The 12,748-nt window shown below is 67.7% G+C and carries 15 protein-coding genes and 1 riboswitch; of the genes, 9 read left to right on the top strand and 6 right to left on the bottom strand.

The genetic code is table 11. The annotated features are described in order from the left end of the window. Positions 1–6 precede the first annotated feature (6 nt). Together OM960_RS07135 and OM960_RS07130 are read right to left on the bottom strand one after the other, a co-directional pair. A complete protein-coding gene (locus OM960_RS07135; protein ID WP_264771502.1) occupies positions 7–276 on the bottom strand; it encodes a hypothetical protein in 270 nt (89 codons plus the stop codon). 286 nt (positions 277–562) lie between these two features. Next, entirely contained in the window at positions 563–1,420 is an 858-nt protein-coding gene (locus tag OM960_RS07130) for an SDR family oxidoreductase (RefSeq protein ID WP_264771501.1), read from the bottom strand. Between the two features lie 94 nt (positions 1,421–1,514). Between OM960_RS07130 and OM960_RS07125 the strand changes: the two genes are divergently transcribed. From OM960_RS07125 to OM960_RS07105, 5 genes are all read left to right on the top strand, one after another. Then, positions 1,515–2,144: a class I SAM-dependent DNA methyltransferase gene (locus OM960_RS07125; protein WP_264771500.1), complete on the top strand. Its 630-nt coding sequence runs from the start codon at positions 1,515–1,517 to the stop codon at positions 2,142–2,144. Beyond that, a complete protein-coding gene (locus OM960_RS07120; RefSeq protein WP_411709793.1) occupies positions 2,144–2,440 on the top strand; it encodes an Rdx family protein in 297 nt (98 codons plus the stop codon). The genes OM960_RS07125 and OM960_RS07120 overlap by 1 nt, the downstream gene beginning before the upstream one ends. A 4-nt stretch (positions 2,441–2,444) precedes the next feature. Continuing rightward, positions 2,445–3,284: an SDH family Clp fold serine proteinase gene (locus OM960_RS07115; RefSeq protein ID WP_264771499.1), complete on the top strand. Its 840-nt coding sequence runs from the start codon at positions 2,445–2,447 to the stop codon at positions 3,282–3,284. A 150-nt stretch (positions 3,285–3,434) separates the two neighbouring features. Further along, positions 3,435–4,916, top strand: a complete 1,482-nt coding sequence (locus OM960_RS07110; RefSeq protein WP_264771498.1) for an AMP nucleosidase — start codon at positions 3,435–3,437, stop codon at positions 4,914–4,916. 141 nt (positions 4,917–5,057) lie between these two features. Beyond that, positions 5,058–5,345 carry an HU family DNA-binding protein gene (locus OM960_RS07105; RefSeq protein WP_263335347.1) on the top strand — a complete coding sequence of 96 codons (288 nt, stop codon included), beginning with the start codon at positions 5,058–5,060 and terminating at the stop codon, positions 5,343–5,345. A gap of 158 nt (positions 5,346–5,503) precedes the next feature. Here OM960_RS07105 and OM960_RS07100 read toward each other — a convergent pair whose 3' ends face one another. Then, positions 5,504–6,463 carry an MBL fold metallo-hydrolase gene (locus OM960_RS07100; RefSeq protein ID WP_264771497.1) on the bottom strand — a complete coding sequence of 320 codons (960 nt, stop codon included), beginning with the start codon at positions 6,461–6,463 and terminating at the stop codon, positions 5,504–5,506. Between the two features lie 158 nt (positions 6,464–6,621). Beyond that, entirely contained in the window at positions 6,622–6,843 is a 222-nt protein-coding gene (locus OM960_RS07095; RefSeq protein ID WP_263335352.1) for a hypothetical protein, read from the bottom strand. A gap of 147 nt (positions 6,844–6,990) precedes the next feature. Between OM960_RS07095 and OM960_RS07090 the strand changes: the two genes are divergently transcribed. After that, positions 6,991–7,881: a DMT family transporter gene (locus OM960_RS07090; RefSeq protein ID WP_264771496.1), complete on the top strand. Its 891-nt coding sequence runs from the start codon at positions 6,991–6,993 to the stop codon at positions 7,879–7,881. Here OM960_RS07090 and OM960_RS07085 read toward each other — a convergent pair. Further along, a complete protein-coding gene (locus tag OM960_RS07085; protein ID WP_264771495.1) occupies positions 7,878–8,774 on the bottom strand; it encodes a LysR substrate-binding domain-containing protein in 897 nt (298 codons plus the stop codon). The genes OM960_RS07090 and OM960_RS07085 overlap by 4 nt on opposite strands. 130 nt (positions 8,775–8,904) lie before the next feature. Here OM960_RS07085 and OM960_RS07080 point away from each other — a divergent pair, with 130 nt between their 5' ends. Genes OM960_RS07080 through OM960_RS07070 form a run of 3 tightly spaced genes read left to right on the top strand, consistent with a single transcriptional unit; the run spans position 8,905 to position 11,257 of the window. Continuing rightward, positions 8,905–9,873: an NAD(P)-dependent oxidoreductase gene (locus OM960_RS07080; protein WP_264771494.1), complete on the top strand. Its 969-nt coding sequence runs from the start codon at positions 8,905–8,907 to the stop codon at positions 9,871–9,873. 11 nt (positions 9,874–9,884) lie between these two features. Next, a complete protein-coding gene (locus OM960_RS07075) occupies positions 9,885–10,910 on the top strand; it encodes a sterol desaturase family protein (RefSeq protein ID WP_263335359.1) in 1,026 nt (341 codons plus the stop codon). Positions 10,911–10,933: 23 nt separating this feature from the next. Next, entirely contained in the window at positions 10,934–11,257 is a 324-nt protein-coding gene (locus tag OM960_RS07070; protein WP_263335361.1) for a 2Fe-2S iron-sulfur cluster-binding protein, read from the top strand. A gap of 58 nt (positions 11,258–11,315) precedes the next feature. On the opposite strand, the gene aroC is transcribed toward OM960_RS07070, so the two are convergent. Continuing rightward, positions 11,316–12,425: a chorismate synthase gene (aroC, locus tag OM960_RS07065; RefSeq protein ID WP_264771493.1), complete on the bottom strand. Its 1,110-nt coding sequence runs from the start codon at positions 12,423–12,425 to the stop codon at positions 11,316–11,318. A gap of 182 nt (positions 12,426–12,607) precedes the next feature. Further along, positions 12,608–12,712: riboswitch (TPP riboswitch) on the top strand. Positions 12,713–12,748: the final 36 nt, after the last annotated feature.

Raw genomic sequence — 12,748 nt, 5'->3', positions numbered from 1 at the left:
TCTCGTTCAGGCGTTCTCCTTGATCCACTTGGTGATTTCACCGGAGTGGCCGCGCCAAGCTGCTTCGCCCTGCAACTTAGCAACGAACAGCTTATCATTTGCGTCCAAGCACGAACTGAGGTTATCCCGCACTTGCACGCAGTTGTTGCTCGTTGAGATTAGCCATACAGACTGTTGCAAGTGGCACCAGCCCGGATATGCCTTTATCTTTTTGATTAGGCAGTCGTAGTTCTGACCTTGATTCAAAAGGTCATAAGTCACCATCAAAGTCGACATTTGTCGCTCCGTGTTAACGACAGCCGCCTTGACACAAAGTCGAAGTGCTGATCCACTCAGCGTGCATCCACGACTAGGCCCGCAGCGACTGTCTAGGTCTGTGCGGCTTGAGGGTTGTACGCCGTCGACGCCCGCCAGCGTCGGCGGCGACTCTCTCTCAAGGTCGCTTCAAAGATCACAGCGAATCGTCGGGGGGTCAAGAAATCTCTACTAGATTTCGGTCTATCTACTAGACACCCACAAATTGTACCGCAATGTAGCGTGAGATACTCGTCGCAGACCGGGGTCAGCCGGTTGCGTGCAGGAGCGCGCGGAGTCCCGCCCGGTAATCGGGATAGGCGAGCGCGACCCCAAGGTCGCGCTTGATCCGGTCGTTCCGCACCCGCTTCGATTCCGCGTAGAAGCTGCGGGCGAGCGGGGTCATCTCGGCCTCGTCGAACGGCACTTCGGGCGGCAGTGGCAGGCCGAGGAGGCGCGCGGCCTCGGCCAGCACGTCCTCGGGCGGGGCGGGGTCGTCGTCGGCGAGGTTGTAGACGGCACCGGGGTCGGGCCGGGCGATCGAGGCGGCGAGCACCGCCGCGATGTCTTCGACATGGATGCGGCTGAAGTACTGGTTTTCCCGGATGATGCGGCGCGCGGTGCCGTTCCGGACCTTCTCGAACGGGCCGCGGCCGGGGCCGTAGATTCCGGCGAGGCGGAAGATGTGGAGCGGCAGGCCGCTGCGTTCGGCGAGGGCTTGCCACTGGCTTTCGGCCAGCACCCGGATCCGGCCGCGCTTCGTTGTCGGCGTGAGCGGCGTCGTCTCGTCGACCCAGCCGCCCTGGTGGTCGCCGTAGACCCCCGTCGTCGAGAGGTAGCCGACCCATTGCAGATGCGGCGCGGCGGCGGCGATCGCGTCGGCATGGGCGGCGAGGACCGGGTCGCCCGCCTCGTCGGGCGCGATCGAGACGAGGACATGCGTGGCGCGGGCAAGTGCGGGCTTGAGATCGTCGCCGGGCCAGATCAGCGCCTCGATGCCTTCCCGACGGAGCCGCTCGGCCTTCTCGGCGCGCCGGGTGGTGCCGATGATCGTCCAGCCGTCGAGCCGGCGGGCGAGGGCGGCGGCGGAATAACCGTGGCCGAGGGAGAGAAGCGTCGCTGTCATGGCGCGACTATCCGGCGCGACCCCGGCCGGCGCAAGGGGGCGCGACAATGCGCGCCCACTTGACGGCGGGCCTTCGCGATGGCTGGATGCGGGCATGGGAGACCAGGATCAGGAACTCGACGCCGCCTATGCGCTGAAGACGCCCGAGGATTCGGTGCGGCTCTATGGCGACTGGGCGACGACCTATGACACCGATTTCGCGGCGGCGATGGACTACCGCTCGCCTGTCGAGGTGGCGCGCGCATTTGCGGGGCTCGGGGGCGCGGGGCCGGTGCTCGATGTCGGCGCCGGGACCGGGCTGGTCGGCGAGGCGTTGAAGGCGGCGGGGATCGGACCGGTGGACGGGCTCGACATCTCGGCCGCGATGCTGGCCGAGGCTGCGGCCAAGGGCGCCTACCGGGACACGATCGTCGCGGACCTGACGGGCAAGCTCGACCTGTCCGACTCGGCCTACGCCGGCGTGGTCAGCGCGGGCACCTTCACCTCGGGCCATGTCGGGCCGGAGGCGTTCGAGGAGCTTCTGAGGATCGCCGTGCCGGGGGCCATCTTTGCGGTCACGGTGCACAGCGCGGTCTATGAGGCCGGCGGTTTCGCCGCCCATTTCGCGTCCTTGGGCCCCAGGGTCGCCGATTTCCGCACCGTGCCGTTCCGGGTCTACGGACCGGCCGCAGAGGGCGAACACAGCGACGACATCGGCTGGATCGTCAGTTTCCGGAAGGCATGATGGACGACGCCACGCCCCGGCCGGGGATCACCATCCGCTACTGCACCCAGTGCAACTGGCTTCTGCGCTCGGCCTGGCTGGCGCAGGAACTGCTGTCGACCTTCGGCGAGGAACTGGGCGGGGTGACGCTGATCCCCGGCAGCGGCGGCGTGTTCGAGATCCGCGTCGACGGCGAGACGGTCTGGGAGCGCAAGCGCGACGGCGGCTTTCCCGAGGCGAAGGTGCTGAAGGCGCGGGTGCGCGACCGGATCGCGCCGGGGCGCGATCTCGGCCATATCGACCGGGCGGGGGGGTAGCCTCATGTCCTTCTCGATTACCGACGCGCTCTGGCTCTTCCTGATCCTCTCGGCCCTGCAGCCGATGATCGCGCGCAAGATCACCGACATGCGGCGGCTGGCGATGATCTCAGAGATCGAGAAGCAGCGCGGCAGCCGGGTGATCCTGATGGTGCACCGGCAGGAGACGATGCGGCTCCTGGGCTTTCCGCTGGTGCGCTACATCGACATCCAGGACAGCGAGGATGTGCTCCGCGCGATCCGCATGACCGACGACGACATGCCATTGGACATCGTGCTGCACACGCCGGGCGGGCTCGTCCTCGCCGCGTTGCAGATCGCCCGCGCGGTCGAGGCGCACAAGGGCAAGGTGACGGTCTTCGTACCGCATCACGCGATGTCGGGCGGCACGCTGATCGCGCTTGCCGCCGACGAGATCGTGATGTGCGAGCATTCGGTGCTTGGGCCGATCGATCCGCAGATCGGACAGTATCCCGCCGCCTCGATCCTGAGCGCGGTGGAGCGAAAGCCGGTGGCGGAGGTCGACGACGCGACGCTGATCCTTGCCGATGTGGCGAGGAAGGCGCTCGACCAGGTGATCGGAGCGGCGACGGCGCTTCTCTCGGTCCGGATGCCGAAGGAGAAGGCGGCGGCACTCGCCGGGACGCTCGCCTCGGGGACCTGGACCCATGACTATCCGATCGCGGCGGCCGAGGCGGCGGCCCTCGGCCTGCCGGTCACGACCGCGATGCCGGAGGAGGTGCTGACGCTGATGACGCTCTATCCCCAGCCGGTGCGGCAGTCAGGCGGGGTCGAGTACCTGCCGGTGCCGCGCGAACGCCCGGCGCGGGCGCCAAAGAGCTGACGTGCCGGGCCTTGCGAGGCCCCGGGCGATCTGTCACGGTTCGGCATGACGAAACGCAGCGATTTCCCCGAACCGAGACCCGCAACCAGCCACGAGGCGAAGCCCCGGCGGCCTAAGCCGGGCCGGGCGGGGGGCGGGGGAGCCAGCCCGATGAACGTGCCCGACCATGCGCCGACCCTGATGCCGAAGGCGGCCGCGCCCGAGGCCTTCACCGATGCCGCCTCGGCGGTGGCGCGGCTCGAGGCGCTCTATGCCCAGGCAACGCGGTTCCTCTTCGACCGCTTCAACGAGACGCTGTCGGGCGCCCGGCCCGAGGCAAGGATGCGCGCCTTCTACCCGGAGGTGCGGATCACCACGACGAGCCATGCCAAGGCCGACAGCCGCCTGAGCTTCGGCCATGTCGCGAGCCCCGGCACCTATACCGCGACGATCACCCGGCCCGACCTTTTCCGCAACTACCTGATCCAGCAGCTCGAGCTTCTGATCCGCAACCACGGCGTGCCGGTCGTGGTCGGCCCCTCGGCGACGCCGATCCCGGTGCATTTCGCGGTCGCCTCTAACCCCGCGGTCTCGGTGCCGCAGGAGGGGGTGCTCGACTTCCCGCTGCGCGACGTCTTCGACGTGCCGGATCTCGCGACGACGAGCGACGACATCGTCAACGGCACCGCGAAGCCCAATCCCGACGGTTCCGGCCACCTCGCGCCCTTCACCGCGCAGCGGGTGGACTATTCGCTCGCCCGGCTCTCGCATTACACCGCGACGGGGCCGGAGCATTTCCAGAACCACGTCCTTTTCACCAACTACCAGTTCTATGTCGACGAGTTCGAGGCCTTCGCCCGGCAGGCGCTGGCCGATCCGGGCTCGGGCTACACGAGCTTCGTGTCGCCCGGAAACCACGAGATCACCGATGCCGATGGCGGCATCCCGGTGCTGCCGAAGATGCCGCAGATGCCGTCCTACCACCTCAAGCGGCGCGGCGGGCAGGGGATCACGCTGGTCAACATCGGCGTCGGCCCGTCGAACGCCAAGACCGCGACGGACCATATCGCGGTGCTGCGCCCCCATGCCTGGCTGATGGTCGGCCACTGTGCCGGTTTGAGAAACAGCCAGTCGCTGGGCGACTTCGTCCTCGCCCATGCGTATCTGCGAGAGGACCGGGTGCTCGACGACGACCTGCCGGTCTGGGTGCCGATCCCGGCGCTCGCGGAGATCCAGATCGCGCTGCAGGAGGCGGTGGCGGAGGTCGCCGAGGTCGAGGGATTCGAGCTGAAAAGCATCATGCGGACGGGTACCGTGGCCACGGTCGACAACCGCAACTGGGAGCTTCGCGACCAGACCGGGCCGGTGCACCGGCTGTCGCTGTCCCGCGCCATCGCGCTCGACATGGAAAGCGCCACGATCGCGGCGAACGGGTTCCGGTTCCGGGTTCCCTACGGCACGCTCCTTTGCGTCTCCGACAAGCCCTTGCACGGCGAGCTGAAGCTGCCGGGCATGGCGACGGATTTCTACCGCACCCAGGTCAGCCGGCACCTCCTGATCGGGGTTCGGGCGATGGAGCGGCTGCGCGACATGCCGCTCGAACGCATCCACAGCCGGAAGTTGCGCAGCTTCGAGGAGACGGCGTTCCTCTGAGGGCGTGGCAAAACGGCCAGAATCCCCGAAAAACCGCGAAAATCGCTTGCTTTGGGCCACAAAAGATTGTGTAGCAACACTACATGACGCTTAATGGCGCAGAATAACCCCCATCCGAGGGGTCACAGTGAGGAGACATACATGTCGAAACCGATGACCAAGACCCAGCTCGTCGCCGCTCTGGCCGAAGAGATGGGCGCCGATAAGAAAACCGCCTCGGGCGCGCTGGACGCGATCGCCTCGGTCGTGACGCGTGAGGTAGCCGCCGGCGGCGCCGTCACCATTCCCGGCATCGGCAAGGTCCAGTGCCGCGCCCGCCCCGAGCGCCAGGTGCGCAACCCCGCCACCGGCGAAACGATGATGAAGCCGGCCGACAAGGTCGTGAAGGTCTCGATCGCCAAGGCGCTGAAGGACACCGTCAACGGCTGAGTCCCGCGCGGACGCCGCCACCATCGCTTGGGCCGCCTTCGGGCGGCCTTTGTTTTGGGCGGCGGGCGCGATTGTCCGTGATCCGTCGGCAAACCGGACGGGGCGGCGTGTCAGGCAAGCTCGGCTGATACCCACCTTTTCTCACGTCCGGTACCGTATCATTTCAGGTCGTTGTAGGCCGCCGGCACATTCAGCCCCGGATGGACCCAGCCAAAAAGCGCATAGCCGCCGTAGTCGGGCAGCGTCACCCGCGCCACGGTCTCCTCCAGGCTGAGCCCCTCGTCGACCGCGGCCTGTACCCCGTCGCGCACCGCGCCGAGATAGTCGACGTGCCAATGGATCGCCTCCATCCCGGTCACCGGACCATGCCCCGGCACGACGCGGGTATCGGCGTCGAAAGCGGCATGGACGCTCCGCAGCGTCTCCAGCGTCTCGACGAGATGGCCGTCGAGCAGCCAGGGCAGCGCCGGCTTCTCGGCGACGACCGCGTTGCCGGTCCAGAGCACCTTGGCCGCCGGCACCGAGACGAACAGGTCGCCGCCGGTCTGCGCAAAGCCGAAGTCGCGGATTTCGACGGCGATCCCGCCGAGATCGACCGCGAGATGTCCGCCCGCGCCGACGAGAAGGTCGGCGGTGACGGGTGCGACCTCCTCAATGCCGCGCCCGGCGCCGAAATTCTGGATCATGAAGGCGCGGTCAGCCTCGAAATGTTCCCCGATATAGGCCGCCGTTGCCTCGTGCTGGATGATTGAGACCTCCTCGGGCACGAAGGCGTTGCCGTAGGAATGGTCGCCGTGAAAGCTCGTGTTGACGAGGTAGCGCACCGGCCTGTCGGTCCGCGCCGCGATCAGGTCGAAGAGCTGGCGATTCAGCCGCTCGTTGAGCATGGATTCCACGACCAGCACCGCATGCTCGCCGATGACGAAACCGCCGGTCGTGGCGATCGGCGCGCCCTCGGCGGCCATCCCGGCCGCGCCTTCGGGCACGACGGCGAAGACGCCGTGGGCGAGTTCCTGGGCTTCGAGGACCACGGTGTTGCCGTCCCAGACCGGATCCTGAGCGCTGGCGGCGCCCATCGCCGCGGCAAGGAACGCGGCGGCGGCTATGACGTGCTTCATCTTTTCCTCCTTCAAGGGCAAGGCAGCCTGCTGCTGTCCCGACAGGGTAGCGCATCGACCCGAAGATAGGAGTCGCGCAGGCACTCAGCCTGTGTGCGCAGAAGAACAGATTGCGGCATTATCTGCTTGATCCGTGCGGCGATTGGACCGCATCGAGATCAGCTGAACCCGTCGCCGCGACAGGCCGGGCAGCGCGAGACCTTGATGCCGAAGCAGCCGGTGCAGCGGTCGAACTGCGGGTTGCCGCGGTGGTCCGCCCCGCGCGCCACTTCGCCCTTGCCGCCGCAGATCGTGCAGGGCACCCGCCCCGTGCCGTGGCAGCGGTGGCATCTGCGTTTCACATCGGGAGTCTGGCTCCCGCCGGGGCTGGGCTTCTTCATCGCTCGTCCGGTTCCTTCTCGGCGCCTGTCCTCGAGTCTCTGCCCCGCAGGAAACCATGTGGGGCCGCGCCTGTCACGCCGCTCACGAAATATTGGTTTCCCGGCCGGGATCGTGTAGGGCGGCGGCAGGGTGGCCGGAGGGACGGAATGGACATACGCGCGATCTTCATGGGCCTCGCCTTCGCGCTGATGTGGTCCTCGGCCTTCACCTCGGCTCGGATGATCGTCGCCGACGCGCCGCCCTTGACCGCGCTGTCGCTGCGGTTCCTGATCTCGGGGTTGATCGGCGTCGGCATCGCCGGCGCGATGGGGCAGAGCTGGCGGCTCTCGCGCGGCCAGTGGCGCTCGGTCGCGGTCTTCGGCCTCTGCCAGAACGCGCTCTATCTCGGGCTCAACTTCGTCGCGATGCAGTGGGTCGAGGCCTCGCTTGCCGCGATCATCGCCTCGACGATGCCGCTGCTGGTGGCGCTGCTGGGTTGGCTCTTCTTCGGCGAGAAGGTGCGGCCCCTGGGAATCGCCGGGCTTGTCGCCGGGGTCGCCGGGGTCGCGATCATCATGGGCTCGCGCCTCACCGGCGGGGTGAGCCTGCCGGGTATCGCGCTCTGCGGCGCGGGGGCCTTGGCGCTCGCGGTGGCGACGCTGACGGTCCGGGGGACGTCGTCGAAGGGCAACGTGCTGATGATCGTCGGGCTGCAGATGTTCGTCGGCGCGGGCGTCCTCGCGGTGGCGGCGGCACTGACCGAGAGCTGGCAGGTGAACTGGACGCCGCGGCTCGGGCTCGCCTTCGCCTATACGACGCTGGTGCCCGGCCTGATCGCGACCTGGGTCTGGTTCCGGCTCGTCGACCGCATCGGCGCCGTGCGGGCCGCGACCTACCATTTCCTAAACCCGTTCTTCGGCGTTGCTGTGGCCGCGGTCCTGCTCGGGGAAACGCTCGGGCTCGCCGACATCGTCGGCGTCGTCATCGTCGCGGCCGGCATCCTCGCGGTGCAGCTCTCGAAACGCGCTCCGGCGCCAGTCGTGGCGGTGGCGCGCTAGCCGGAGGCGCCCGCGTCCTCGGCGAAGCGGGCAAGCAGCCAGTCCTCGAAGAGCGCCGCCTCGGGGCGGGGCCGCCGCGCCGTGGCGGGGCGCATGAGGTAATGTGCCTGCGGAAACTCGACCGGCTCGCCGACGATGGCGACGGCCCGGCCGGCGCGCACCGCGCATTCGGCGAAGCGGGCGACGACGCAGGCATGGCCGCCTCCGGCCTCCACCAGTTCGAGCGCGGCAATCGAGGTGTCCACGGCGAAGCGGTGGCCGGTGCCGTCGCTCTCGATTCCCGCGGCGGCGAAGTAGCGCCGCCAGTTGTCGTCATGGCCGAGGATGTGGATCAGGGGACCGGCATCGAGATCCTCGGGACCGCGGATCTGCGAGGCGCTCCGCGACGCGGTGACCGGGACGATGGCCTCGGTCGAGACCTTCAGCGCCTGGGCATCCGGCCAGTCGCCGTGGCCGAGCCGGATCTCGACATCGACATCCTCGCCAAGGGTCGAATCCGCCCAGATGTTGGAGACCATGCGGATGTTGATCTTCGGATGGGCGCGGGCGAAATCGGGCAGGAGCGGGGCGAGCCAGAGCGCCGCGGTCGATATCGGCAGCTTGACGACGATGGTCTGCTTCGCCGTCGGGCCGAAGAGGCTCGTCGTGGTGCGGCCGATGTCTGAGAGCGCCTGGCGCACCGTCGGCAGGTAGGCCTTGCCGAGATCGGTCAGGTCGAGACCGCGCGCCTTGCGCGTGAAGAGACGGCAGCCGAGCGCGGATTCGAGCGCCTTCATATGCTGGCTGACGGCGGTCTGGGTGAGGCCGAGTTCGCGCCCCGCCTCGGTGAAGTTCAAGAACCGCGCCGCCGCCTCGAAGGTGCGCAGCCAAGTCAGGTTCGGCAGGCGGTGCATCTCAGAAGACCAAAAAAATCTTACCCCTAATAGCCAAATATATTCGTTATTCTTTCTACACGCCAGTACCTAACCTTGCTGCGATGAGCCCGCCGCCAGATCGGCCGGGACGCGGACAAGGGGAGCGCGAATGAAAGTCGGATTCATCGGTCTTGGCAACGTGGGCGGCAAGCTGTCGGGGAGCCTTCTGCGGAACGGCGTAGACCTCACGGTGCATGACCTCAACGCGGCCCTCGTGGCCGATTTCGTCAAGCGCGGCGCCAAGGCCGCCGAGAGCCCGGCGCAGCTGATGCGCGACTGCGACGCGGTGATCACCTGCCTGCCCTCGCCCGCCGCCTCGGATGCGGTGATGGCCGAGATGCTGCCCGAGGTGGGCCCCGGCAAGATCTGGATGGAGATGTCGACCACCGACTATGCCGAGGTGCAACGCCTCGGCGCCAAGGTGATCGGACAGGGCGGCGCGGCGGTCGACTGCCCGGTCTCGGGCGGCTGCCACCGAGCGGCGACCGGCAACATCTCGATTTTCGCGGGCTGCGACCGCGTCACTTTCGAGCGGATCCTGCCGTTCCTGACCACGATGGGCCGGCGCATCCTGCATACCGGGCCGCTCGGCTCCGCTTCGATCCTGAAGGTCGTGACCAATTACCTCGCAACCGCGAACCTCGTCACCTGCTGCGAGGCGCTGGTGGTGGCCAAGGCCGCCGGCATGGATCTCAATACCGCTTACGAGGCGATGAAGATCTCCTCCGGTACCTCCTTCGTGCACGAGACCGAAAGCCAGGTGATCCTGAACGGATCGCGCGACATCTCCTTCACGATGGACCTCGTGAAGAAGGATATCGGCCTCTTCCAGGAGGTCGCCGACCGCGCCAAGGTGCCGCTGGAGGTGAGCCCCGTCCTCATCGACATCTTCAATGACGGCATCGCCCGCTACGGCGACCGCGAATACTCGCCGAACATCATCAAACGGCTCGAGGAGGCGACCGGCCTCGACATCCGCGCGCCGGGCTTCCCGCCCGAGATGCTCGACGACGAGCCGGAGGAGCCGGGCTACGAGGTCATCCCGCAGAGCGCCGACCGGCGCGTTGCGGCCGAGTGAGGATCATCCCCATGACCGACATCACCGCCGAACCCAGTCGCGCCGCAGCACCCGAGCCCGGCGCGATGAGCCGGGAATGGCACTGGCACCCGGAGCTGCCGGTCCGGCACGCGCCCTACTGGCACTGGCCGCCGAGGCCGCTCAAGCTCGCGAAATGGCTCTGGACGAACTACCTGCAGGTCTCCGACCGCTCGATGTTCCTCGCGTTCGCCTTCGTGGTCGCCTTCTGGCTGCAGCCGGTGACCGCAGAGCAGGCCACCTTCCAGCCCGGCTGGATCGGCTGGGTGCTCTTGCGCAACTACCTTTCGCTGATCGTGGTCGCCGGCGGGCTGCACTACTGGTTCTATGGGATCGACGGCCAGGGCAAGCGGCTGAAATACGACCCGCGCCCGATGTCGAAGCGCAAGAACGCGCTTTACAAGTTCAACTCGCAGCTTGCCGACAACATGTTCTACAACCTCGCCTCGGCGGTGCCGATCGTCTCCGCCTACGAGGTCGTGTTCCGCTGGCTCTATGCCAACGGCACGCTGCCGACGCTGGGCTTCGCCGAACATCCGGTCTGGTTCGTGCTCGTCTTCCCGCTGCTGGCGCTGTGGCAGAGCCTGCATTTCTACGTCATCCACCGGCTGATCCACTGGCCGCCGCTCTACCGCCACGTCCATTCGGTGCATCACCGCAACGTCAATCCCGGCCCGTGGTCCGGCAACTCGATGCATCCGGTGGAAAGCGCCGCCTATTTCAGCGCGCTATTGCTGCTCGCGGTCCTGCCCGCCCATCCGGTGCATTTCCTCTTCCTCACCTACTGGCTCCTCCTCGGCGCGGCCTCGTCGCATTCGGGCTACGAGGGGATCTGGGTGAAGGACAAGTCGCGGTTTTTGATCGGCGCTTTCTTTCACCAGCTCCATCACCGCTACTACGAGTGCAACTACGGCAATTCTGAAATGCCCTGGGACAAGTGGTTCGGCACCTTCCACGACGGTTCGGAGGAGGCAACGCGGGAAACCCGCGACCGCAAGCGGCGGATGCACGGGCAATAGGCGCAGCCAACGGAGGACAAGCCATGGCGAAAATCACTTACATCGAGTTCGGAGGTGCGGAGCACATCGTCGAGGTGCCGGACGGCAGCACGGTCATGGAAGGGGCGCGCGACAACGGCGTACGCGGCATCGAGGCCGACTGTGGCGGCGCCTGCGCGTGCTCGACCTGTCATGTCTATGTGGATCCGGTTTGGGTGGACCGGCTTCCGGCCAAGCAAGCGATCGAGGCCGACATGCTCGACTTCGCCTATGACCCCGATCCGCATCGCTCGCGCCTCACCTGCCAGATCCGGATCAGCGCGGACCTGAACGGCCTGCGGGTGTTCATGCCGGAAAAACAGATCTGACCGCAGCCGGGGCCGGGCGCACGCGGCCGGCCCCTTCCCTCGCCCGCCCGCTACCGCCTCACGACGCCCCGATCGGGCCCCGCGCGCCGCCGGTCTGCGCCCGGTCCAGAAGCAGGTGGTCGAGGATCACGCAGGCCATCATCGCCTCTCCCACCGGCACAGCGCGGATGCCGACACAGGGATCGTGACGGCCCTTGGTGACGATCTCGCTTTCCTCGCCGGAGATCGAGATCGTCTTGCGCGGCGTCAGGATCGAGGAGGTCGGCTTCACCGCGAAGCGCACCACGACGTCCTGCCCGGTCGAGATGCCGCCAAGGATGCCGCCGGCATGGTTCGAGGAATAGGCCGGGCGCCCGTCATTGCCCATGAAGATCTCGTCGGCATTCTCGACGCCGGTCAGTTCCGCCGCCGCCATGCCGGCGCCGATCTCGACGCCCTTCACCGCGTTGATCGACATCATCGCGGCGGCCAGCTCGGTGTCGAGCTTGCCGTAGACCGGCGCGCCGAGCCCCGCCGGTACGCCCGAGGCCACGACCTCGACCACCGCGCCCACCGAATTGCCGGACTTCCTGAGTTCGTCGAGATGCCCGGCCCAGATCGACGCCGCAGCGGCATCGGGGCACCAGAACGGGTTGTTCTCCACCTCCGCCATGTCGAAGCGGTCGCGGTCGGCCCTGAGCCGACCCATCTGCACCATGTAGCCCGTGATCCGGACCTCGGGCGCGAGCAGCTTCAGCACCTCGCGCGCGATGCCGCCGGCGGCCACCCGCGCCGCCGTCTCGCGCGCCGAGGAGCGCCCGCCGCCGCGCGGGTCGCGGATCCCGTATTTCTGCCAGTAGGTTATGTCGGCATGACCGGGGCGGAACCGCTGCGCGATCTCGCCGTAATCCTTCGAGCGCTGGTCGGTGTTCTCGATCATCAGCTGCACCGGCGTCCCGGTGGTCCGCCCCTCGAAGACGCCGGAGAGAATGCGCACCGCATCCGGCTCGCGCCGCTGGGTCGTGTACTTCGACTGCCCGGGCTTCCTGCGGTCGAGCCAGTGCTGAAGCATCGCCTCGTCGACCGCCACGCCCGGCGGGCAGCCGTCGACCGTCGCGCCAAGCGCCGGCCCGTGGCTCTCGCCCCAGGTGGTGACGCGGAAGAGATGTCCGAACGTGTTGAGGCTCATGGGCGGGCTCCTTTGCCTTCGCGGCATAGCGAAGCCCGCGCCCCCGCTCAAGCATTCTCCCGCCCCGCCCCTTCATCTTGCCCGAAATATCCCGGGGTGAACCCCGGATCTGATCCAGGGCGAGGGGCAGCGCCCCTCCCTTCGCGTTTCCGCTTGCGCCGGGCCCCGCCGGCGCTATGGTGCGCCCCACCTCGGGGTGCCCTCGATCCAGGGCTGAGATGCGGCGACGCGAACCCGTAGAACCTGAACCGGTTAAGACCGGCGGAGGGAAGGTCCGGCCCCGCGCCACCACCATCTCCGCCCGCCTGACCATTGGAGGATGA

This window comes from Defluviimonas salinarum (assembly GCF_026013545.1).
GTDB classification, from domain to species: domain Bacteria; phylum Pseudomonadota; class Alphaproteobacteria; order Rhodobacterales; family Rhodobacteraceae; genus Albidovulum; species Albidovulum salinarum.
The sequence above is the reverse complement of the archived record's forward strand: the minus strand, read 5'-3'. Positions and strand labels throughout refer to the sequence as shown.

Bases quoted from the DNA above. Each gene is read 5' to 3' on its own strand.
- OM960_RS07135 (WP_264771502.1), bottom strand. From the start codon at position 276: ATGTCGACTTTGATGGTGACTTATGACCTTTTGAATCAAGGTCAGAAC.
- OM960_RS07130 (WP_264771501.1), bottom strand. From the start codon at position 1,420: ATGACAGCGACGCTTCTCTCCCTCGGCCACGGTTATTCCGCCGCCGCC.
- OM960_RS07125 (WP_264771500.1), top strand. From the start codon at position 1,515: ATGGGAGACCAGGATCAGGAACTCGACGCCGCCTATGCGCTGAAGACG.
- OM960_RS07120 (WP_411709793.1), top strand. From the start codon at position 2,144: ATGGACGACGCCACGCCCCGGCCGGGGATCACCATCCGCTACTGCACC.
- OM960_RS07115 (WP_264771499.1), top strand. From the start codon at position 2,445: ATGTCCTTCTCGATTACCGACGCGCTCTGGCTCTTCCTGATCCTCTCG.
- OM960_RS07110 (WP_264771498.1), top strand. From the start codon at position 3,435: ATGAACGTGCCCGACCATGCGCCGACCCTGATGCCGAAGGCGGCCGCG.
- OM960_RS07105 (WP_263335347.1), top strand. From the start codon at position 5,058: ATGTCGAAACCGATGACCAAGACCCAGCTCGTCGCCGCTCTGGCCGAA.
- OM960_RS07100 (WP_264771497.1), bottom strand. From the start codon at position 6,463: ATGAAGCACGTCATAGCCGCCGCCGCGTTCCTTGCCGCGGCGATGGGC.
- OM960_RS07095 (WP_263335352.1), bottom strand. From the start codon at position 6,843: ATGAAGAAGCCCAGCCCCGGCGGGAGCCAGACTCCCGATGTGAAACGC.
- OM960_RS07090 (WP_264771496.1), top strand. From the start codon at position 6,991: ATGGACATACGCGCGATCTTCATGGGCCTCGCCTTCGCGCTGATGTGG.
- OM960_RS07085 (WP_264771495.1), bottom strand. From the start codon at position 8,774: ATGCACCGCCTGCCGAACCTGACTTGGCTGCGCACCTTCGAGGCGGCG.
- OM960_RS07080 (WP_264771494.1), top strand. From the start codon at position 8,905: ATGAAAGTCGGATTCATCGGTCTTGGCAACGTGGGCGGCAAGCTGTCG.
- OM960_RS07075 (WP_263335359.1), top strand. From the start codon at position 9,885: ATGACCGACATCACCGCCGAACCCAGTCGCGCCGCAGCACCCGAGCCC.
- OM960_RS07070 (WP_263335361.1), top strand. From the start codon at position 10,934: ATGGCGAAAATCACTTACATCGAGTTCGGAGGTGCGGAGCACATCGTC.
- aroC (WP_264771493.1), bottom strand. From the start codon at position 12,425: ATGAGCCTCAACACGTTCGGACATCTCTTCCGCGTCACCACCTGGGGC.